At 67.2% G+C, this 20,531-nt stretch carries 18 protein-coding genes; 8 read left to right on the top strand and 10 right to left on the bottom strand.

Features of this window, described 5'->3' with window-relative positions; translation table 11 throughout:
* Positions 1–263 precede the first annotated feature (263 nt).
* A complete protein-coding gene (locus tag QFZ52_RS13520) occupies positions 264–692 on the top strand; it encodes a hypothetical protein (protein WP_307498110.1) in 429 nt (142 codons plus the stop codon).
* Between the two features lie 448 nt (positions 693–1,140).
* Here QFZ52_RS13520 and QFZ52_RS13515 read toward each other — a convergent pair whose 3' ends face one another.
* The 3 genes from QFZ52_RS13515 to QFZ52_RS13505 form a co-directional block, all read right to left on the bottom strand.
* Positions 1,141–1,536 carry a VOC family protein gene (locus tag QFZ52_RS13515; protein ID WP_307498109.1) on the bottom strand — a complete coding sequence of 132 codons (396 nt, stop codon included), beginning with the start codon at positions 1,534–1,536 and terminating at the stop codon, positions 1,141–1,143.
* 63 nt (positions 1,537–1,599) lie between these two features.
* Complete coding sequence (locus QFZ52_RS13510) at positions 1,600–2,244, bottom strand: hypothetical protein (protein WP_307498108.1); 645 nt, start codon at positions 2,242–2,244, stop codon at positions 1,600–1,602.
* A gap of 2 nt (positions 2,245–2,246) precedes the next feature.
* The gene (locus tag QFZ52_RS13505; protein WP_307498107.1) at positions 2,247–3,680 is read right to left on the bottom strand and encodes an AAA family ATPase; all 1,434 of its coding nucleotides are present in this window, start codon (positions 3,678–3,680) and stop codon (positions 2,247–2,249) included.
* Positions 3,681–4,149: 469 nt separating this feature from the next.
* Between QFZ52_RS13505 and QFZ52_RS13500 the strand changes: the two genes are divergently transcribed.
* Complete coding sequence (locus tag QFZ52_RS13500) at positions 4,150–5,073, top strand: hypothetical protein (RefSeq protein ID WP_307498106.1); 924 nt, start codon at positions 4,150–4,152, stop codon at positions 5,071–5,073.
* A gap of 97 nt (positions 5,074–5,170) precedes the next feature.
* On the opposite strand, the gene ggt is transcribed toward QFZ52_RS13500, so the two are convergent.
* Entirely contained in the window at positions 5,171–6,952 is a 1,782-nt protein-coding gene (gene ggt, locus QFZ52_RS13495; RefSeq protein ID WP_373425719.1) for a gamma-glutamyltransferase, read from the bottom strand.
* 290 nt (positions 6,953–7,242) lie between these two features.
* On the opposite strand from ggt, the gene QFZ52_RS13490 reads away from it, so the two are divergent.
* Together QFZ52_RS13490 and QFZ52_RS13485 are read left to right on the top strand one after the other, a co-directional pair.
* Positions 7,243–7,614, top strand: coding sequence for an ArsR/SmtB family transcription factor (locus QFZ52_RS13490; RefSeq protein WP_307498105.1), 372 nt, complete (start codon positions 7,243–7,245; stop codon positions 7,612–7,614).
* A gap of 18 nt (positions 7,615–7,632) precedes the next feature.
* Complete coding sequence (locus QFZ52_RS13485; protein WP_307498104.1) at positions 7,633–8,118, top strand: SRPBCC family protein; 486 nt, start codon at positions 7,633–7,635, stop codon at positions 8,116–8,118.
* Between the two features lie 107 nt (positions 8,119–8,225).
* Here the strand turns inward: QFZ52_RS13485 and QFZ52_RS13480 are convergent, their stop codons facing one another.
* From QFZ52_RS13480 to QFZ52_RS13465, 4 genes are all read right to left on the bottom strand, one after another.
* Complete coding sequence (locus QFZ52_RS13480; protein WP_307498103.1) at positions 8,226–8,945, bottom strand: AAA family ATPase; 720 nt, start codon at positions 8,943–8,945, stop codon at positions 8,226–8,228.
* Between the two features lie 303 nt (positions 8,946–9,248).
* Entirely contained in the window at positions 9,249–14,417 is a 5,169-nt protein-coding gene (locus tag QFZ52_RS13475) for a hypothetical protein (protein ID WP_307498102.1), read from the bottom strand.
* On the bottom strand, positions 14,338–14,700 hold the full coding sequence (locus tag QFZ52_RS13470) for a hypothetical protein (protein ID WP_307498101.1): 363 nt from the start codon (positions 14,698–14,700) through the stop codon (positions 14,338–14,340). The genes QFZ52_RS13475 and QFZ52_RS13470 overlap by 80 nt, the downstream gene beginning before the upstream one ends.
* An 89-nt stretch (positions 14,701–14,789) precedes the next feature.
* Positions 14,790–16,043 (bottom strand): hypothetical protein, encoded by a 1,254-nt coding sequence (locus tag QFZ52_RS13465; RefSeq protein WP_307498100.1) that lies wholly within the window; start codon positions 16,041–16,043, stop codon positions 14,790–14,792.
* A 371-nt stretch (positions 16,044–16,414) separates the two neighbouring features.
* Here QFZ52_RS13465 and QFZ52_RS13460 point away from each other — a divergent pair, with 371 nt between their 5' ends.
* Positions 16,415–16,828 (top strand): hypothetical protein, encoded by a 414-nt coding sequence (locus QFZ52_RS13460; RefSeq protein ID WP_307498098.1) that lies wholly within the window; start codon positions 16,415–16,417, stop codon positions 16,826–16,828.
* Positions 16,829–16,882: 54 nt separating this feature from the next.
* Here QFZ52_RS13460 and QFZ52_RS13455 read toward each other — a convergent pair whose 3' ends face one another.
* Complete coding sequence (locus QFZ52_RS13455) at positions 16,883–17,314, bottom strand: MepB family protein (protein ID WP_307498097.1); 432 nt, start codon at positions 17,312–17,314, stop codon at positions 16,883–16,885.
* 172 nt (positions 17,315–17,486) lie between these two features.
* On the opposite strand from QFZ52_RS13455, the gene QFZ52_RS13450 reads away from it, so the two are divergent.
* The 3 genes from QFZ52_RS13450 to QFZ52_RS13440 are packed head-to-tail and all read left to right on the top strand — an operon-like array spanning position 17,487 to position 19,958.
* Entirely contained in the window at positions 17,487–18,911 is a 1,425-nt protein-coding gene (locus tag QFZ52_RS13450; protein ID WP_307498096.1) for an APC family permease, read from the top strand.
* Positions 18,912–18,952: 41 nt separating this feature from the next.
* Entirely contained in the window at positions 18,953–19,345 is a 393-nt protein-coding gene (locus tag QFZ52_RS13445; RefSeq protein WP_307498094.1) for an OsmC family protein, read from the top strand.
* A gap of 4 nt (positions 19,346–19,349) precedes the next feature.
* Positions 19,350–19,958: a DnaJ family domain-containing protein gene (locus tag QFZ52_RS13440; RefSeq protein ID WP_307498092.1), complete on the top strand. Its 609-nt coding sequence runs from the start codon at positions 19,350–19,352 to the stop codon at positions 19,956–19,958.
* A gap of 56 nt (positions 19,959–20,014) precedes the next feature.
* On the opposite strand, the gene QFZ52_RS13435 is transcribed toward QFZ52_RS13440, so the two are convergent.
* Positions 20,015–20,497 carry a GNAT family N-acetyltransferase gene (locus QFZ52_RS13435; protein WP_307498091.1) on the bottom strand — a complete coding sequence of 161 codons (483 nt, stop codon included), beginning with the start codon at positions 20,495–20,497 and terminating at the stop codon, positions 20,015–20,017.
* Between the last annotated feature and the right edge of the window lie 34 nt (positions 20,498–20,531).

The following is a 20,531-nucleotide window of genomic DNA, read 5'->3' as shown; positions in this document are numbered from 1 at the left end:
CACGTCGGGGCGGATGGGATACAAAAATCTGACGTGTTCGGGGTGGGGCGCTATCTGGCGTTGAGTCCAGACAGGCTCGGCGGTGGGGGGCGAAGAGAACTTGTGGAACGGCAATCGCATTGGTGATGCTCGGTGAGAGTCCGCGTGGGAGTGGGCTGCCGCGAGATTCAGGGGAATAGCCGTGGGATTGGGATCTTCAATAGCGACCAAAATGTCTTGGTGGACTCTTCTATCGATCGTTCGAGTGCGCATACGATGTGCACATGGCATTCAAGGTGTTCCACAAGGGAAGCGCGCCCGTTCCTAGCGTTCCCGCCGTCACCATCCAGAAACGGGGACTCTTCTCGGTAAACGATGCCGCGTATCGCCTCATTGGCGAGCCTGAAGGTGTCCAGTTCCTTTGGGAGGAAGACTCTCGTCGTATCGGCATCCAAGGCGTCCCTCTCGAATCCCCCAATGCGTATCCAGCGAGGCGACAAGGAACGGGAAAATATGCGAACCGGAGTGTTGTCCTTATCGCAGGAACCATGTTCAGCAGGTATATCGGCCTCGATACGACGGTAGCGAAGCGTTGGGTTCCGACGGTTGAGAACGGGATGCTGGTCATCGACCTCAAGCTGCCGGCTCAATTGGCTACTTCGCCTCGTGGCAGGTCGGCTCAGGTCACTTCCTTCTTGGCTGACGACTCATAGTTGTGCTTGCCATACGCTGCGGGTCTAGATCTTATTGAAGGTTTGTGCGGTGCCTATGGAAGCTGACTCGCCTGTGGTTACCGGACTGCCCAGTGGCTGTGAGAATCTGTATCCTCGGTTCGGCTAGATCTGTGATAGCTGGGCTGCCAAATTTTTGTCAGCGCTCCCTCTTGTTGCCCAGGTCATGACTAAATTGGAGGGATGGGGTGACAAATGAAGGTTCCTGCGTATCGCTTGATCAACCCGTGGGACCCTGATGTGCGTCACGATCAGGTCGACTGCCCCGTTGGGCGCCGGATTCCCACGCGTAACAGGCGTCTGGGGGCTAGCGGGTGGCTCAAGTGCAAGCGCTGACTAGTCTGATCCGCTGGCTACCCGCGCCTACTTCCGGAAGTGAAGGGCTCGGGGCGCCGAGGCTTCCCGAAGCCGTTGTCCGAAACGCCCCCGCTCAGTCCTCAAACCCCACCAGCCACCGCACTCCGTACCTGTCCACGACTTGCCCGTCGGTAGCGCCCCAGGGCCGCACCTGAAGCGGGTCCACGACGTCGCCACCGTCGGAGAGCTGGTCGAACCAGGTGCGGAGCGTCTCGGCGGGCGCCGTGCCCAGCAGGGAGAGCATCAGTCCTTCTGCCTGGAACGGCCGGTCCTCGCCCGCGGCATCCGCTCCGGCCAGCTCCACGGTGCCCGTCAGCATGCCGTGAGCGACGGCGTCAGCCGGGCCGTCGTCGCGCCCGAACTGGGCGAACGTGTTCAGGCTCAGCTCGCCGCCGAAGATGCCCCGATAGAACTCGAGCGCCTGCCGCGCCGTGCCGGGAAAGTGGATGTACACCAAGGGATGCGCCATAGGCCCAGTCAAGCAGGAATCCGGAAAATTGAGAAGCAGTTCAATCGAGGTCGAGGAACACTGCTAGTCAGCATATTCAAGGTGAGGAGCTAAAATCCTTATGCACCCCTTGATGGATTCCAAGGTTTGGTCCCAGCTGCTAAGCCCCGTCAAAGTTCGATAGTCAACTCGCTCCAGGACCATTCTTCGATGGTGGACAAAGTCCTGAGCTTTACGCTTCCGCTTTCGTCCGGTTTCCCCACTTGCCAAGAGCAAGGCTTCTTCTAAGGCCTTCTTAGGGTCTCGAACTCCCTCAACATGCTTTTTACTCGGAAGGTTCAGCGGAATGACCGCTCTGGGCTTTCCGGCAATCCTGCGAATCTCGTACTCGCTCAACAGCGCCCAAGCCTCTGTCATAGTCTTAGGCACGACCATCACGGTAGGAAAGCCTTCGCCAAATGCGTGTACCACCGACGCCGAAATCTCATCATGCCTAACCGCGGGATCCTGATTGTCGCAATCCCTGTGGATCACAACGAAGTCAATCTCCGAGTAGACCCTTTTAGCAGCATCCAGCTTCTCCACCACGGAACGTCCCGCCCCGCGGATCTGGGCAACATCGAAGTGGCGAATGTCGACCTCGAGATTGTGGTCATCAAATACGTTCGATACTAGGCGGATGAGTGGGACGTCAGACGTCCCCTCGCCCACGAATACACCACGTTTCATCTTCAGGAAATTCCTTCAAAAAGATCAGCGGGAAGCGACATCTGCGCTCCGATCGGCGTGGTCAAATAGGGAATGAGATCCCCCTCCTCGAAGTACGGCAAACCCGGCACGGTTCGCCATGATCCCTTGAACGGTAGGCATCGCAAAGCGCGAACTGGTGTGCCATCATCAGACCGCGTCTTTCTTACATCGGCCATGATTACTTCATTTGGATCGCAAAGCTGTATCACTCCCGGCGAATGTGTATTTATGATCACCTGCCGAAATGGATTGTCCTCACCCGGCTCCTCCTCAACATCAACGGCGATATCGCTCACGAGTCGAACGATTGAAGGGAGGTTGGCCGGATGAATTCCGTTTTCTGGTTCCTCGAGGCAAATTACACCCGTAAACGAAGGGTCTTCCAACAGTACGCAAAGTGCGAGGAACCTTAGTGTTCCTTCCGAAAGTGCGCGTGCAGGCAGCCGTAATCCCCCCCGCTCAGTCATATAAAGAGTGAAAACTTCTCGAACGGTATCTAGATCGACTTCGATGCGATCTACGTCGATTCCGATAAGTTCTGAAAGCCTAGTCGCGACCCGCGCATAGATATCCTCTGCGTGACCTTCACCAGAGGCTTCGTGGTTCGTTGCAATACGGTAGAGAGTTGACGCGAGATAGTCGCCGTCCGGGGCGAGCGTGCGAGAGTCGTGGAAGTTGTTCGGTTTGCGAAGCGAGGATGGTTCGAGTGCAAGCTGTTTCCAACTCTCCATTTCGCGGCGCGCGGCTAGGATTGTAGGGTAGTCGGTAACGTTTACTGTGCTCAAAATCGTCCGACCGGCCCTCTGGGCGGCACGAGGCGATGGTTTTCCGTAACTGCCTCCATCGCCGTGCATGTTAATTACGGTTATTTCATCCTTTTCCGTGGTAGAAAGGAAAAGCCCACCTCGCCGTTCATTAGTAACCACGGCATTTCGGAACTGTTTCGCAGAATGAGGGAACTTGAGGTGCCGCTTGGCTTCTCCTTTGTTGATGTGAGCGAGCTGCTCGTGGAGAAGAGTCAATCTGCCGGTAGTTGCGAGCCCCTCAGGTTCTTCGTACCCGAGCTTCAGCTCATATCTCAGAAAGGTAGTTTTGACCTGCGTCGTTGCTCCGAGATCGTCTTCGACCTCGCGTGGAACGATCATTTCTGCGGCGAAGCTGATCTCCCGGTTGGGTTCTGAAAAGCCATTCCAGAACAGTTCGCGCGGATCTGCGGAGCGTATATCGGTTGTTCCGCGGATGAGCTGAGCCGCCTCGTGGAGTGGTCCATGTGCCGCGTGAGCCAAGAACATGATCGCGTCAAATATGTTCGACTTACCGATGCCATTGGGACCAGCAATGCATGTGAATGCGCCGAAGTCGACCGCGACGTTCTGGAGGTTCTTAAATCCTTGAACCTCGATCCTCGTGAGCACTGGTGGTCCTTTCGGTCGACGTGCGCTGTGGTTTCAGGCTGAGTCTAGCGTCATGGCGGTTCCTCGCGATGAGAACTGGCAGTTCTAGAACGCTTCGCCTGCGAGATGGAGGGCGGGGGTGCGGGATGTTCTGTGGTCCCGCTGGGTGGTGCCGAGTGCATCACGCACTGGGAGCAGGTTCTGATCGGCTGGATGACACTTCGCGGAGCTCACTCATTGATCCCGACCGATTCGACGGGTCTCGTCAGCATTCCAGAAGCGAACTCGAGCGCCTGCCGCGCCGCGCCGGGAAAGTGGATGTACGCCAGGGGATGCGCCATAGGCCCAGTCAAGCAGGGATCCGCGCGCTTGCCCAGACCTTCGGGCAACCCCGTAACCCTCCCGTGAAAAGGGCCGGCGGGGGTTGCACTTCGATTGGTCATACATCGATTGGATTAACCCGATTGTTCGCTGATACCTAAGGATCCCCATGAAACTCACCGGCAGACTCCTGGGCGGCTTCGCCGTCGCGGCGCTGGCTTTCACCACCGCCGCCACTCCGGCCCAGGCGGCCACCCAGTACCCCACCCCGACGCCGACCCCGGCCGACTGCTACACCGGCATGCGGACGGTGAACGCGGACCGGAGCGTCGGCGTCGTCAGTCTCAGCAACTCGAAGCTCACCTGGGAGCAGAACGCTTCCGCGCCGGTGCCCTTCGATGCGACCTACCTCCGCCAGACCGGCGCGGCGGGTGACGCGACGACGTTCCAGGAGAGCTACTTCGGCACCGCCTCGGACGGCACCGCGAAGTTCTACCGCTCCCGCTCGGAGAAGCAGGCGAACGGCACGTGGAAGCGCTACGTCGACGGCGCGGTGACCAGCATGAGCAGCGGTTGGTTCCAGAAGTCCCTCACCACCGCCTACCTCCCGTCGGCCGTCGCGAACACCCCAGGCCAGGACTACCTGTACCGGCTGACTACGGCCGGTGACCTCTACCGCTACGCCGTCAATTTCTCCGGCAAGACCATCGGGGCGCCGGTCAAGGTCTTCGGCGGTGGGGCGGCCATCAACGCGATCGGCGCCGCGCCGTCCACCACGGTCAACGGCAAGCCGACCGCCGTTCTGCTGGCGACCCTCTCCACCGGCGAGCTTCGTGAGTACCTCATCCCGGGCGCGACCCCCACCCAGTGGACGTCCCGCACGGTCCGCCCGGCGTCGGCCAGCGGCTGGCAGAACTTCACCACCATCTCGGCCCGCAGCTGTGGCACGGGACAGGTGGTCATCGGACTGAGCGCCCATCACGTCGCCTCCTACTACGACCCCAACGGCCTCACCGCCAATGACGCCGACATCCACGGCGGAGCCAGCACCATGCCGGTCCTGCCCAGCACCACCCGCGTCTTCGCCTGGTGACCACGGCATACTGAACAGACACGCAGGCTGACACAGAGAAGGCCGACGACGGCGGAACCCTCGTTCCGCCGTCGTCGGCCTTTCGCGTGTGGCCGGCTCAGCGTCTGCCGGACACGACCATCGCCGAACCCCCGCCGCGCCGGACCGGCTCGGCCGCCGCGACGGTGCTGCCGTCCGGCCGGAACTCGATCGCCGTGGCCGCCCCGATCTCCGAGGCCGAGGTGAAGGAGTCTCCGGAGGCGACCAGCTTGTGGCCGAGCGCGCCCAGCCCGGCGCCGTACTTCTCGATGAACGCCGGTTCCGCCACCACGGTCGCCCCGTTCCGCGGGGACACCCGCGGGGCCGCAATCGCGTCCGAGACGTTCATCCCCAGATCCACCCGGTTCAGGATGGTCTGCAGCACGGTGGTGATGATGGTCGAGCCGCCGGGCGAGCCCAGGGCCAGGAAGGGCTTGCCGTCACGCAGGATGATGGTCGGCGACATCGAAGATCGCGGGCGCTTGCCGGGCTCGATCCGGTTGGGATCGGCGGCGCTCCAGACAGTCGAGAAGTCGGTGAGCTCGTTGTTCAGGAGGAAGCCGCGGCCCGGCACGACCATGCCCGATCCGCCGGTCTGCTCGATCGTCAGGGTGTACTCCGCGACGTTGCCCCAGCGGTCGGACACCGTCAGGTTCGTGGTCGAGATGTTCTCCGTGTCGCGCTCCTCGGCCGTCTTCGCCGTGGAGGCCGGGCAGACGCCGTCGTAGTTCGTGACATCCCCCGGTGCGAGCGGCTTCGGCAGCGCCTTCGCCGGATCGATCAGGCAGGCGCGCTCTTTGCCGAACAACGGATCGGTCAGGGCCGCCGTCGGGACGTTCACGAAGGCCGGATCGCCCACGTACTTCCCGCGGTCCGCGAAGGCCAGGGAGCTTGCCTCGATGTAGTGGTGGAGAGCCTGGGTGGGGCTCATCCCGGACAGTTCGGAGGTCTTCAGGATGTTCAGCGCCTCGCCCACGGTGGTGCCGCCACTGCTGGACGGCGCCATGCCGTAGACGTCCAGGCCGCGGTAGCTGACGTGGGTGGTGCCCTGGTCCGCGACCGTGTACTTCGCCAGATCGGCCGCGGTCATGGACCCGACCGGCGCCGGCAGCGTGGTGTCCGGCGACTTCGGGGGAGCCTGCACGGTCTGCGCGATCTCCCGGGCCAGAGGGCCCCGGTAGAAGGCGTCGACGCCGCCCTTGGAGAGCAGCCGGTACGTGGCGGCGAGATCGTGGTTGCGGAACACCGTGCCCACCGCCGGAGCGTCCCCGCCCGGCAGGTACAGCTTGCTGGTGGAGGTGAAGGCGGCGAAGCGGGCCTTGTTGTCGAGGGTCTGCTGGCGGAACGTGTCGTCGACGACGAAGCCGCGGTCGGCCACCCGGATGGCGGGTTTCAGGGCCTCGCCCAGGCTGAGCTTGCCCCACCGCTGGAGGGCCCGGGCCCAGGTGGCCGGCGTTCCGGGCACGCCGACGGCGACGCCGCTCGTGACGAGTTCCGGAGTGAAGGGGTATGGCTGGCCCGTGGCGGGGTTGATGAACGCGTCGTGCGTGATGCCGGCCGGCGCGGTTTCGCGGCCGTCGATGGAGCTGACGGTGCGGGACTTCGCGTCGTAGTAGACGAAATAGCCGCCGCCCCCGATCCCGGCGCTGTAGGGCTCGGTCACGCCGAGCGTCGCAGCGGCCGCGACGGCGGCGTCCGCCGCGGTGCCGCCCTTGCGGAGCACTTCGACGGCGGCGGCGGAGGCCTCGGGGTCGACGGTGCTGACGGCCCCGCCGTAACCCGTGGCCGTCGGCGTCTTCTCGGTGTGCCGGGGCTCGGCGTGGGCCGCGGGCAGTGACGCCGCCCCGGCGGTGAGGGCCAGTGCCAGGGCGGAGAGCGCCGGCTGCGGCTCTTCTGGGTAACCGGTTCACGTGAATCCTCCTGATCGAGTCATGCAACTTGACGGTTCTGTCACGCTACTGCCGGGGTGGGGGCGGGGCAATGGGTGGGTGTTTCGTGACGCGGGGTGGGGGTGTGGCTGGTGGGGGCGGCCTGTTCCGCGTGGCCGTTCTGCGCTCGAAATCGAATTCTGCGCCCCCATTGAGGCGCAGAACGCGAAGAAGGGCGCAGAACCCTTGACGCAACCGTCTCCGAGCGATAACGTACAACCAAATGGTTGTAGAACAGCTCCGAACCCCCGAGCCGGAAGAGCTCGATCGACTCTTCCAGGCGCTCGCCGATGCCACCCGACGCGACATTCTCACGCAGGTGTCCCTGGCCGAACGCTCCGTGTCCGGCCTCGCCGCCCTCTACGCCATGAGTTTCGCCGCGGTTCAGAAGCACGTCGCCGTCCTGGAACGTGCCGGCCTGGTCCGCAAGGACAAGCGGGGGAGGGAGCAGATGGTGAGCGCCGATCACGAACGACTGGCCCTGGCCCGCAGGGTGCTGGACCGCTACGAGGAGATCTGGCGCGAACGCTTCCTCCGGATGGACCGGATCCTCGCCGAAACACCGCAGGACTTCACTTCGCAGGACACTCGGTAGGCACAGGAAGGCAACGACATGACAGTCATCAGCTCGGTCAAGGATTACGAGGCCCTGACCCTCACCATCGTCAATGAGTTCGACGCCGGCGTGGACCGCGTCTGGCGGCTCTGGGAGGATCCACGTCAGCTCGAGCGCTGGTGGGGCCCGCCGACCTGGCCCGCCACGTTCACCGCGTTCGAGTTCGCTCCCGGCGGCCAGGCCAGGTATCACATGACCGGCCCGGAGGGCGAGAAGGCCCACGGCTGGTGGAAGTTCCTCTCGATCTCCCGTCCCACCGGCCTGGAGATCGAGGACGGCTTCGCCGACACGAATGGCGACCCGGACCCGAACACCCCCTCCGGCACCATGCGGATCACGCTCGAGGATCTCGGCGGGCGCACCCGGATGACCATCGAATCCCACAACGACACCGTCGAACAGCTCCAGGAGCTCGTGGAGATGGGTATGGAGGAAGGCATGAAGGAGGCGCTGGGACAGATTGACGCAATCCTCGCGGAGTAAAGCTCCCGCAGACGCACGCACGACGACGGCGGTGTGCGGCCAGGTGCCCGGGCAGGGCGGCGGCCGCGCGCCGTCGTCGTTCTTCTGCCCTGTGGGACGGTGGGCGATCAGAGGTGGCGGAGATAGCGCTCGGGTTCGTTCAGGAAATTGCGCCAGTTCTTGACGAGGTCGAGGTCGTCCCAGGGTTCGGCGCGGAGGCCCCACGCGCCGACCTCGTAGATGGTGGCTCCTGGGAGGGCGGCGAGGAGCGGGGAGTGGGTCGAGAGGATGACCTGGGAATCGCCGCGGTCGATCAGGTCTTTGAGGATGCCCATGAGCGCGAGGCAGCCGGAGAGGGAGAGAGCGGATTCGGGTTCGTCGAGGATCCAGAGGCCGGCGCCGCGGAAGCGATCGACCGCCAGTTCTAGGAATGACTCGCCGTGGGACAGCTCGTGGAAGGCGGCCTCGGGCGGGATCCTGGGATTCCGTTCGAGATAGGTGAAGAAGCCGTGCATCGCTTCCGCCCGCAGGAAGTATCCACGCCGGGAGGCGCCGGCATTGCGGATCAGACGGAGATGTTCATGGAGGGGTGACTCGGACACGCGCGTCGAGTGCATCGCGCCGGTGGAACCGCCTTCCGGAGAGAAGCCGAAGGCGAGGGCGATGGCCTCCACCAGGGTGGACTTTCCGGTGCCGTTGTCCCCGACGAACACCGTGGCCGGGCCGAGGTCCAGCCCTTCGTCGAGCAGCTGGGCGACCGGCGGCAGCGTGGCAGGCCATTCGCCGCGCGGAGCCGGCCTGCGATCGTCCGGTTCCACGCGCCGGATCGGATACTCGGCCCATGTCATGAGAGCAGGCTATCTGAGCTCACTGACAAGAAGGGGCGCGCGGATGTAGCCCGCTTGTGCGATAAACCGTCGCCGTACGACGACGGTCGCCGGGACAGGAGGCAAGGGACAACCGTCCGGGAACGGCGGGGCCGTTCCCGGACGGTTGCGGGTGCTTCACGGGGTGCGGAGTGGGGGGAGTGTGAGGGGATGAGGGTTCGTGCTGTGCGTCGGCCGGCCCGGGAGGACCGGCGGAGCCCGGCCGGGTGAACGATGATCATCGCCCACCCGGCCGGACCGGTTCAGGAAGCGGATGCTCCTGGGTCAGCCGCGACGCCTCGGCATGAGGAGGAATCCTCCGACCATCATCAGCAGGCCCACCACCAGGGTGGCCTCTGCCGGGATGGCGCCCGTGCGGGCCAGTTCCTTGGAAGGATCGCCGGCGATGTCCGCCGAAGACCCGTTCAGGGAGTAAGGATCGAAGCCGGCCGTGGCCGGATCGACCCAGGAACCTGTTCCGTTACCCGGAGCGGAGCCGGGGACGAAGACGCCAGGAACGGAGACCGGAACGGTTCCGCTGCCGGAGTTCGACCCGGTGCCGGTGCCGGTTCCGGTATCCGTGCCCGAACCGGTGCCGGGAGTGCCGGTTCCCGTTCCGTTGCCGCCCGGGAGACCCGGGATGCTCGGCAGGCCGGGGATGGTGCCCGTTCCGCCGTTGCCGCCCGGGAGGCCCGGGATGGTGCCGGTTCCGCCGTTGCCGCCCGGGAGACCCGGGATGCTCGGCAGGCCGGGGATGGTGCCGGTTCCGCCGTTGCCGCCCGGGAGGCCCGGGATGGTGGGCAGGCCGGGGATGGTGCCGGTTCCGCCGTTGCCGCCCGGCAGGCCCGGGATGCTCGGCAGACCCGGGACGGTACCCGTTCCGCCGTTGCCGCCCGGCAGGCCCGGGATGGTGGGCAGGCCGGGGATGGTGCCGGTTCCGCCGTTGCCGCCCGGGAGGCCCGGGATGCTCGGCAGGCCGGGGATGGTGCCGGTTCCGCCGTTGCCGCCCGGGAGGCCCGGGATGGTGGGCAGGCCGGGGATGGTGCCGGTTCCGCCGTTGCCGCCCGGGAGGCCCGGGATGGTGGGCAGGCCGGGGATGGTGCCGGTTCCGCCGTTGCCGCCCGGGAGGCCCGGGATGGTGGGCAGGCCGGGGATGGTGCCGGTTCCGCCGTTGCCGCCCGGGAGGCCCGGGATGGTGGGCAGGCCGGGGATGGTGCCGGTTCCGCCGTTGCCGCCCGGCAGGCCCGGGATGCTCGGCAGACCCGGGACGGTACCCGTTCCGCCGTTACCGAGAACTCCATTCAGAAGTTCGCCGGGAATGACAGTGACCAAGTTCGGGATGTCATTGAAGAGTCCACCCGGAAGGTCGGCTGGGCCAGTCCCAGGCAAACCTGGAACTCCTGGAAGGTTCGGCAGGCCGGGGATGGTGCCGCCGGGAGTACCCGGGTTGCCACCGGGCAGGCCTGGGAGGCCTGGCGTGGTGCCGTCGTTGCCGGGGATGAGTCCGCCGATCAGGTCGGGCAGGCTGCCCAGGATGTCGCCGGGGTTACCGCCGGGGGTTCCCGGGGTTCCGGGGTTGCCGCCCGGGAGGCCCGGGATGTTCGGCAGGCCGGGGCTGGTGCCACCCGTTCCCGGGAGACCGGGAAGGCCAGGCAGGCCGGGGACGGTTCCGCCGGGGGTTCCCGGGGTACCGGGGTTACCACCGGGCAGACCCGGGAGACCAGGCGTGGTGCCGTCGCTGCCGGGGATGAGTCCGCCGATCAGGTCGGGCAGGCTGCCCAAGATGTCGCCGGGGTTACCGCCGGGGGTTCCCGGGGTACCGGGGTTACCACCAGGCAGACCAGGTAGACCCGGGATGGTTCCACCCGTTCCAGGCAGACCGGGCAGGCCCGGGAGGCCGGGGACGGTTCCACCGGGGGTTCCCGGGGTTCCGGGGTTGCCACCTGGCAGGCCCGGGAGACCAGGCGTGGTGCCGTCGCTGCCGGGGATGAGTCCGCCGATCAGGTCGGGCAGGCTGCCCAGGAAGTCGCCGGAGTTGCCGCCCGGGAGGCCCGGGATGTTCGGCAGACCTGGGATGGTGCCACCCGTTCCAGGGAGCCCCGGAAGGCCAGGCAGGCTGGGGACCGTTCCGCCGGGAGTACCCGGAGTGCCGGGGTTACCACCCGGGAGCCCCGGAAGGCCCGGAAGGCCCGGCAGGCCGGGGATGGTTCCACCGGGGGTGCCCGGGGTTCCGGGGTTGCCACCGGGCAGGCCCGGGAGACCAGGCGTGGTGCCGTCGCTGCCGGGGATGAGTCCGCCGATCAGGTCGGGCAGGCTGCCCAGGATGTCGCCGGGGTTACCGCCGGGGGTTCCCGGTGTACCGGGGTTGCCGCCCGGGAGGCCCGGGATGTTCGGCAGGCCGGGGATGGTGCCACCCGTTCCAGGGAGACCCGGAAGGCCAGGCAGGCCGGGGATGGTTCCGCCGGGGGTTCCGGGATTGCCGCCCGGGAGACCGGGCAGGCCCGGGAGGCCGGGGATGGTTCCGCCGGGGGTGCCGGGGTTACCACCGGGAAGGCCAGGCAGACCCGGAAGACCAGGCAGGCCGGGGACCGTTCCGCCGGGAGTACCCGGAGTGCCGGGGTTGCCACCCGGGAGGCCCGGAATGCCAGGCAGGCCGGGGATAGTTCCACCCGTTCCCGGAAGACCGGGAAGACCCGGGAGGCCGGGGATGGTTCCGCCGGGGGTTCCGGGGGTTCCGCTGGTGAGTCCGGGGAGTTCGATGTTCAGGTGGGGTTTGCCGTTTTTGAGGGGGGCGGCTGCGTCGACGAAGACGTTGGTGGTGTCGGTGCCGATGCGGTCGGTGGTGGAGGCTCCGTTGGGTCCTACGGTGAGGTCCCAGAGGTCTTTGACGCCGGCGACGTTGAGGTTTTTGCCGACGCTGACTCCGCCGTTGGGGGTGGTTCCGGCGCGGACGGTGCCGATGCCGGGGGCGGGGATTTCGACGCCCTTGGGGGTGCCGTTGTTCCCGCCAGGGATGACCCCACCAGTACCGGGAGCGCCCGGGGTTCCGGGGTTACCACCGGTTCCCGGGAGACCGGGCAGGCCCGGGAGGCCGGGGATGGTTCCGCCGGGGGTGCCGGGGTTACCACCGGGAAGGCCAGGCAGACCCGGAAGACCAGGCAGGCCGGGGATAGTTCCACCCGTTCCCGGGAGGCCCGGAAGGCCCGGGAGGCCGGGGATGGTTCCGCCGGGGGTTCCGGGGGTTCCGCTGGTGAGTCCGGGGAGTTCGATGTTCAGGTGGGGTTTGCCGTTTTTGAGGGGGGCGGCTGCGTCGACGAAGACGTTGGTGGTGTCGGTGCCGATGCGGTCGGTGGTGGAGGCTCCGTTGGGTCCTACGGTGAGGTCCCAGAGGTCTTTGACGCCGGCGACGTTGAGGTTTTTGCCGACGCTGACTCCGCCGTTGGGGGTGGTTCCGGCGCGGACGGTGCCGATGCCGGGGACGGGGATTTCGACGCCCTTGGGGGTGCCGTTGTTCCCGCCAGGGATGACCCCACCAGTACCGGGAGCGCCCGGGGTTCCGGGGTTACCACCAGGCAGACCAGGCAGGCCCGGGATCGTGCCGGTGCCGCCGGGGATGAGTCCGCCGATGACGTTCGGCAGGCTTCCCAGCAGACCGCCCGGGTTCGTGCCCGGGGTTCCCGGGTTACCACCGGTTCCCGGGAGACCGGGCAGGCCAGGCAGGCCGGGGACCGTTCCGCCGGGAGTACCCGGAGTGCCGGGGTTGCCACCCGGGAGGCCCGGAATGCCAGGCAGGCCGGGGATAGTTCCACCCGTTCCCGGAAGACCGGGAAGACCCGGGAGGCCGGGGATGGTTCCGCCGGGGGTTCCGGGGGTTCCGCTGGTGAGTCCGGGGAGTTCGATGTTCAGGTGGGGTTTGCCGTTTTTGAGGGGGGCGGCTGCGTCGACGAAGACGTTGGTGGTGTCGGTGCCGATGCGGTCGGTGGTGGAGGCTCCGTTGGGTCCTACGGTGAGGTCCCAGAGGTCTTTGACGCCGGCGACGTTGAGGTTTTTGCCGACGCTGACTCCGCCGTTGGGGGTGGTTCCGGCGCGGACGGTGCCGATGCCGGGGACGGGGATTTCGACGCCCTTGGGGGTGCCGTTGTTCCCGCCAGGGATGACCCCACCAGTACCGGGGGTTCCCGGGGTTCCGGGGTTACCACCGGTTCCCGGGAGACCGGGCAGGCCCGGGAGGCCGGGGATGGTTCCGCCGGGGGTGCCGGGGTTACCACCGGGAAGGCCAGGCAGACCCGGAAGGCCAGGCAGGCCGGGGACCGTTCCGCCGGGAGTACCCGGAGTGCCGGGGTTGCCACCCGGGAGGCCCGGAATGCCAGGCAGACCTGGGATGGTGCCACCCGTTCCAGGCAGACCGGGCAGGCCCGGGAGGCCGGGGATGGTTCCGCCGGGGGTTCCGGGGTTACCACCGGTGAGTCCGGGGAGTTCGATGTTCAGGTGGGGTTTGCCGTTTTTGAGGGGGGCGGCTGCGTCGACGAAGACGTTGGTGGTGTCGGTGCCGATGCGGTCGGTGGTGGAGGCTCCGTTGGGTCCTACGGTGAGGTCCCAGAGGTCTTTGACGCCGGCGACGTTGAGGTTTTTGCCGACGCTGACTCCGCCGTTGGGGGTGGTTCCGGCGCGGACGGTGCCGATGCCGGGGACGGGGATTTCGACGCCCTTGGGGGTGCCGTTGTTCCCACCGGGGATGACCCCACCAGTACCGGGAGTACCCGGAGTGCCGGGAGTGCCCGGGGTTCCGGGGTTACCACCAGGCAGGCCAGGCAGACCCGGAAGACCAGGGATACCGGGAAAACCCGGACCACCCGGAAGCGGACCGGTCCCGCCCGGAATCGGCAGACCCGGCAGGCCCGGCAGTTCGCCGGAGCCGTCGAGAGGCGGAACCGGGAGACCCGGCACATCCACCGGCGGCTTGCCGTTTCCGTGTCCCGGAACCTTGCCGATGAGCCCGCCGAGCACGTTCTCCACGGGGGTCGCCACGGGGTCGACGACCCCGCCGAGCAGCTTCCCGGTGGTGGAGTGCGTGCCGTCAGGGCAGCCGCAAGGAGCCGTGCTCCCGGAACCCTGGCCGGTGCCGCTCGGCACGTGCGTGGACGGCGTGTGCGTCGACGGCACGTGGGTGGTCGGCGTGTGAGCGCTCGGGGCGTGGACCCGCGTCGAGGTCTGGGCTCCGGCGGTGGCGTTCCCGGCCGAGGCGTTGGCCTGACCGTTCGCCGTCGTCGGCTCCGCCACGTGGCGGCCGTTGCCCGGCGCCGGGGTGATGACCTGAGCGATCGGACGGCTGGCCGGGGCCACCCGCTTCACGACGTTCTGCGGGGTGATCGCCTCAGGCGCCTGGACGTGCGGCGCCGGGACGCTGGGAGCCGGCGAGGCCGGGATCGCCTTCGCGGCGACCTTCCGGACCACATCGGTCGCGGGTGCGGGGGCAGGTGCCTTGGCCGCCGTCGACGTCGCGCCCGGTGAGGGCTCCGACGGTCTGGTTGACGGTCGCCGTGGCGGTTCCGGTCACCTGGCGGGTGAGGCCGGAGACCGCTCCGAAGAGGGACGGTTTGGCGGTGGCCACCTGAGGGTCGGCCGCCGGAGGGGTGGTGTCGTTGGAGGGGGCTGCTGTTGCTGCGGTCTGGCCTATGCCGTACAAGCCGCAGGCGAAGAAGGTGCCGAGAAGTACCCGGCGTGCATGCCTGTTCACTGTATTTCTCCTGAATGATGATGATGCGGGAAGCGCCGCGAAGCGCTCGGATGAGGTGTCTGCCGGTCTGGCGCAGACGCTTCCCGTGATCAGTCAGGAGTGGAGCCGGGGCTGAAAGCCGCGGAGGCGGGCGGGGTGCCTGCGGTGCGGGCACCGGCGTCGCCGGCCTGGTGGGGGAGAAGAATGAAACCGTTCGGAGGCAGGGCGGCGACGGCGCCGCCGCCCGTCTGCGACGAAGAAGAGGAGCTCAGGCCGCTGGTGATGTTCAGCGGTTCCGGAGTGTGGGTGGGGCGCTTCGGCTGCTGCTCCGTGGCCGTCGGCACGGAGGCCTTGCCGCCGTCGGCAGCCTTCACGACGTCGGCCAGGGCCGCGTCCGCCGGGGTCCAGCGGAGGGTGCCGGCCGCCGTCGTCGTGGTCGCCGCGGAGCCGACCGTCGCAGCCGCCTGGCCGGCGGCCGGGACGGTGCGGGCGGGGACCGGCAGGGCCGGGATCCGAGGAGCGGCAGGCGTCGTCACGGGGACCGTGGGGGTGACGCCGGGGACCGGGAGCACTGCCCCGGGAAGCGAGGGGACGAGACCGCCGGGACCGGTCACCGAACCGACGATGCCGCCGACCTGTCCGGTGGTGTCCTTGACGGCCCGGTCGACGCCGGTGGTCACCGACGCGATCGGTGCGGTGATCTGTGCGACCGGCAGGTCCTTGACGGTCCCGCTCACGGCGTCACCGGCGGAGGCCACGGACTTGTCGACGACGCCGGTCACTGCGTCCACGGTGGGAGCGAGCGCCGGGGCGGTGGCTTTCACAGTCCGGTTCACCACGCCCGTCACGGAGGTGATCTCCGTGGACACGGTCTTGGTGGTGGAGGCTACGGTGTCGGCTGCGACCTTCTGCACCTGAGGAACGACGGCGGTCACGGACCGGACGGTCGACGTGACGGTCGAGGTGGTGGAGGCGACGCTGCCCGTGGTGGTGTTGAGAGTCCGGGTGACGGTCCCGCTCAGTCCGGAGACGGTCGAGCCGAGGGTGACCGGAAGGGCTGCCGGCGCGGGTGCGGTCCGAGGAGCCTGCGGTGCCGGCGTGGTGTGCACGGGGGGTGCCTGCCGGGCGGGGGCCGCATGAGCGGACGTCCGGGTCGCCGAGCCGAGGTCGTGGGAAAGTCCGCCCACCGTCGAGCTGACCGAGCTGGTCACGGAGCCGAGGAGACCCTGCGAGGATCCGTCGTCGGTGGCGGCGGAGGCGGGTGCCGCGGACAGGAGGAGCCATCCCGCGCCGGTGCCTGCGGCCAGAGCCGCATAGCGCAACAGGCGGAGAGCCCGCGACTGCGAGCCTTTCCTGGATGGCATGTTCCCTCCCCTCGGTCACACCAGGTGTGGAACTCAGGGATGGTCCCCAAACCACAACTACTGCTACCAATTACACAAATGCGTGACAAGCATGTCAAGAAGATTTCAGTTAACGGGGCTTAAACTTTTCAGCATTCCGCATCGTGAGAGTTTTCCAAGGTGAGAGCTTGTTTTCGATTGGGGCGCCTGTCATGAGGTGTGGGCGATTTGTGAAGCAGTAGGTTCACATTTCGAATCACTGAACCGCGAGCGATGCGACCAGATAGTTGATTTTGTTTCGCGGCAGTTAAATCCCGCAGTGGACGCGGGGGTTTTGTCCATTCTTTGTGCGTGGAGCCGCGCGAAGCCGGGCTTCTTGTTAGCGTTGGATCGTGATCTCCGAGGCCTTCAAACGCCATGTTCTCCCTTTTATAGCACTGCTGTGCTATTTGGCGGCGACCCCGTGGCTCGCCGTTGAGAAGGCGACGGACTTCCCACCTTTCCTCCTGGCGATCGTCGCCGGAGCCCTCCTCGGGCTGTGGATCACCCCGAGGATCCAGAGCGTGGGACGAGCGTGGGTCCGGATGGTGATCCGCGCGGTCATCCTGGCGCTCGGGTTCCTGGTGCTCGCCAACGTGAAGCCGGTCTACGAGGCTGTCCCGGGTGGGCTGATCGGAAGCACCGTCTTCTTCCTCAACATGACGGCCATCCCGTTCCTGACGCTGTGCGCGACGGCTCTGCTCACGGACGTCCTGTTTCTTCCCGGCATGATGCGGCGGAAAACCGAAGGCGAGGCCGAGAAGTAGTCCTGAGAGGAAGAGCCGTGCTGTGGGCGAGACTCGGCCCGGCGTACTCGGGGCTCAGTACTCCTGGAATGCCGGCGCCTGTGCGCGCTGGGACTTCGTGGCCTGGGGGTTGAGCCCTTCGCACCACGACGGGTACACCCTGAAACCGCGTTTGCCCGGACGGGACCCGGTGGTGATGCCGAGGTCCTCGAGGTGTGCGTCCGTGAACCGGAAGACGCCGCGGCGTCCTTCCTCCTCCACGAACACGATCAATCCTGCGCCGACGTCCTCGCGGCCGAACGGGGCCGTGGCGCCGTCGTCGTCGCGTCGCCAGAAGGCCAGGAACGCGCCCGGCTTGGTGGGCGTGATCCGTGCGGTCCGGACATGCCAGGACGCTCCCCTGAGGTGGGCGACGCCTGATTCATAGTCGCTGTTCTGCGCTTCGGGGGTCACCGTGAACGGTTCTCCCAGGACGGCCGCGTATTCCTCCAGTGCACTGAACAGCATCCGGCAACGCTACCGCACGACGGCGGCGCTCCTCATCCGGGAATACCTTGTCCACATACAGCCCTTACCCCTATGCGGGCCTGGGGAGGGCGCGCAGAATTGAAAGACGGTCCGTCCTGGGGAGGAGGGCGTTCCACCACGAGCCTTCGGGCAGGTTTTCAGGAGCGTGCAGATGTCAGAAACGCATACAGCCACCACGGTGCCGGAGGGAGGCCTGCGCCGTTCGCTCGGTCTCAAGCAACTGATCGGCAATGGCCTGGTCTTCATCGGGCCGGCCGCGCCGGTGGGCATCTTCGGTCCCATCTACGCCAAGAGCGGTGGCGCGGTGGTCACGGTCTACGTGGTGGCCACGCTGATCATGGCACTGACGGCGATCTCCTACTCCCAGATGTCGCGGGTGGTCCCGGCCGCCGGGTCGGTGTACTCCTATGCCACGGCGGGCATCGGCCGTGGCGCGGGATTCGTGGCCGGGTGGATGGTCCTGCTGGACTACCTCCTCATCCCCAGCGTGGCCTTCCTCTTCACCGGGCTGGCCATGCACTCCTTCCTCCCCGCCATCCCCGCCTGGGTCTTCACGGCACTCGCCGTCCTCCTGACCACCGGGCTGAACCTCGCCGGCGGCAAGAGTCTCGCCCGTGCGGCGATGGCCGTGGTGATCGCCGAGGTGGCCGTGCTGGCGATCGTCCTCGTCGCAGCGCTGGCCGCCATCGCGGGATCCGGGATCCACCAGGCCCCGCTGTCACCGATCGCGGGGGTGGACGGGTTCTCTCTGGCCGCCGTCCTGGGCGCGGTGTCGATCGCGGCCATGGCGTTCCTGGGGTTCGACGCGATCGCCACCTTCGCCGAGGAGGCCAAGGGCAGCAGTCGGATGGTCGGAAAGGCCATGCTGGCGTGCCTCGTGATCGCGGGTGTGCTCTTCCTCTTCCAGAGCTACATCGTGGAGCTCATCACGGTTCCGTCGCCGGCGCAGCTGGCCGCCGATCCTGAGGCGCAGGGCACCGCCTTCTACGACACGATCCGCTCGCAAGTGGCTCCGTGGCTTGCGACGCTCCTCGGCATCGCCAAGGCGCTGGGTGCGAGCTTCGCCGGAATGATGGGCCTGGCCGCGGGGAGCCGGGTGGTCATGACGATGTCGCGCGAACGCCGCTTCCCTGCCGTGTTCGGCAAGGTGACCCGGAACGGCTCGGCCCCGGCGCTCGCCACGGTGCTCGTCACCGCGGTCACTCTGATTCTGGCGGTGTGGGCGGCCGCCGAGCCCGACGGGCTGGACCTGTTGTCCTCCACGGTCTCCATCGGGGCCATGAGCGCGTTCATTCTGCTCCACGCTTCCGTGATCGGGTACTTCCTGATCAAACGCAAGAGCGGCAACCGCCTGGTGCACCTGGTCGTGCCGGTGGTCGGAATCGTGTTCTTCCTGGTGGTGATCGCCTTCGCGAACATCAGCGCTCTGACCGTGGGCGCCGTCTGGCTGGTCCTCGGCATCGCCGTGGCCGTGATCCAGCACCTGCGTCGACGTGGCACCGACTCCCCGTCGACGGACAGGCCGGACACTCCGGCGCCAGCCGCCGGTCCCGCTCACGACTCGACACGCGACTAGACACACGACCAGACGTCCGACCCAGGCCCGAGGAGGCTCCCATGGCAGATCACTACAGCATCACCGCTCAGCAGACGGCGGCGCAGAACTTCACCGTCCGGTCCGGCGACAGCTCGGTGGAGGTGGGGATCGGGACGTTCATGCCCACCGAACTTCTTCTCGGCTCCCTCGGATCGTGCATCCTCTCCGTGGTGTCCGACTACGCGCAGCGCAACGGCATCGAACTGTCCGCCCCGCTGACTGTCCAGGTGGACGGGGACATGGCGAACAAGCCGCGGCGGATGGGGTCGATCGTCGTGCGGCTCGGCCTTCCGGAGGGGCTGACCGACAGCCAGCAGCAGGCCCTGCTGCGCGCCAGCAGGCACTGCACCATCCACGCCACCCTGGCCGCCGAACCTGAGGTGACGGTCGAGCTGCTGCAGGAAGTACCGTAGAACCATGGCCACCGGTGGTTCCCGCAGGAATTCGCTCGAGGCCCGTCTGGAACGGGCCGCGGTGCTGCGTGCCGGGGCGGACGGCGCAGCGCTGACCGAGGAGGAACGCGCCCACGAGGCCGAACAGGAAGCGCTCCGGGAGAAGCGTTCCCGCGTGAACACCGCGGCGCGCGCCGACTACCTGGTCCGTGAAGCCATGGCCCAGGGCAAGTTCGAGAACCTGCAGTACGCGGGGAAACCCATCCCCGGTCTGGACGGCGGCTATGACCCTGATTGGTGGCTCAAGGGCCTCATCCAGCGCGAGAACCTGAGCGGTCTGGCTCCGGAGGCGATCCTCCTGAGAACCGTGGACCGTGACCTCGACTCCACCCTGGACGGGCTGCCCGGCGAACGTCAGGTCCGCGAGGCGCTCGAGGAATTCAACCGGCGCGTCATCAACGCCCGCCGGCAGCTGCAAGGCGGTCCGCCGGTCGTGACGCCGACCCGGGACGTCGAGGAGGAAGTAGAACGCTGGCGCTCACGTCGCGCCGCCGTCGTCGCGCGTCCTGAAGAACCGCCGACGCCGGAACCCGGCCACGGCTGGTGGCGCCGGCTCTGGCGCGGCGAGGCGTAGCGCGGCACCGCCCGGCGATCGCACCGCCAGCGCGCCTCCCGTCGGCCCGCCTTGCGTCAGGCGGGAACCGCGAGGACCGCCTGGCCGGCGAGTTCGCGGCTCATGAAGACGCTGTTCGGATCCTCGGCGTAGTCCGCGAAAGGCCGGCATTCCCGGAAACCCGCCTGCCGATACAGGGCTCGGGCGGGTTCGAAGAAGGCCATGCTCCCAGTCTCCAGGGAGACCCGGGTGACGCCCCGGCGCCAGGCATCCTCGAGGAGGAAGTCCAGCATGCGGCGAGCCACACCGCGGCCCCTGTAGTCCGGGTGGGTGCGCATGGACTTGAGCTCCTCGTGGGTGCCGTCGATCACCTTGAGGGCTCCCGTGCTGATCAACTCCCGCCCGAGGTATGCAGCGAACAGGCGGACGGAAGGGTGCAGGAGGGCGTCGACGTCCAGGGCATGGCAGCTTTCCGCGGGCGCGGTCTGCGACAGCTCGGCCTGATGGGTGGTCAGGAAGTCTTCCAGCGCGGGGGTGGTGAGCCGGGCACGTTCGATCATGATTTCCACCCCTTCACCATCGCAGTCGACGATT

Origin of the sequence: Arthrobacter woluwensis, assembly GCF_030816155.1 — a bacterium.
GTDB lineage: Bacteria > Actinomycetota > Actinomycetes > Actinomycetales > Micrococcaceae > Arthrobacter_E > Arthrobacter_E woluwensis_A.
Note: the sequence above shows the minus strand (reverse complement) of the source record. Positions and strands in the feature narration are given on the sequence as shown.

Excerpts from the sequence above, each read along its gene's own strand:
- QFZ52_RS13520 (WP_307498110.1), top strand. The coding sequence starts at position 264 with ATGGCATTCAAGGTGTTCCACAAGGGAAGCGCGCCCGTTCCTAGCGTT.
- QFZ52_RS13515 (WP_307498109.1), bottom strand. The coding sequence starts at position 1,536 with ATGGCGCATCCCTTGGTGTACATCCACTTTCCCGGCACGGCGCGGCAG.
- QFZ52_RS13510 (WP_307498108.1), bottom strand. The coding sequence starts at position 2,244 with ATGAAACGTGGTGTATTCGTGGGCGAGGGGACGTCTGACGTCCCACTC.
- QFZ52_RS13500 (WP_307498106.1), top strand. The coding sequence starts at position 4,150 with ATGAAACTCACCGGCAGACTCCTGGGCGGCTTCGCCGTCGCGGCGCTG.
- QFZ52_RS13490 (WP_307498105.1), top strand. The coding sequence starts at position 7,243 with ATGGTTGTAGAACAGCTCCGAACCCCCGAGCCGGAAGAGCTCGATCGA.
- QFZ52_RS13485 (WP_307498104.1), top strand. The coding sequence starts at position 7,633 with ATGACAGTCATCAGCTCGGTCAAGGATTACGAGGCCCTGACCCTCACC.
- QFZ52_RS13480 (WP_307498103.1), bottom strand. The coding sequence starts at position 8,945 with ATGACATGGGCCGAGTATCCGATCCGGCGCGTGGAACCGGACGATCGC.
- QFZ52_RS13465 (WP_307498100.1), bottom strand. The coding sequence starts at position 16,043 with ATGCCATCCAGGAAAGGCTCGCAGTCGCGGGCTCTCCGCCTGTTGCGC.
- QFZ52_RS13455 (WP_307498097.1), bottom strand. The coding sequence starts at position 17,314 with ATGCTGTTCAGTGCACTGGAGGAATACGCGGCCGTCCTGGGAGAACCG.
- QFZ52_RS13450 (WP_307498096.1), top strand. The coding sequence starts at position 17,487 with ATGTCAGAAACGCATACAGCCACCACGGTGCCGGAGGGAGGCCTGCGC.
- QFZ52_RS13445 (WP_307498094.1), top strand. The coding sequence starts at position 18,953 with ATGGCAGATCACTACAGCATCACCGCTCAGCAGACGGCGGCGCAGAAC.
- QFZ52_RS13440 (WP_307498092.1), top strand. The coding sequence starts at position 19,350 with ATGGCCACCGGTGGTTCCCGCAGGAATTCGCTCGAGGCCCGTCTGGAA.
- QFZ52_RS13435 (WP_307498091.1), bottom strand. The coding sequence starts at position 20,497 with ATGATCGAACGTGCCCGGCTCACCACCCCCGCGCTGGAAGACTTCCTG.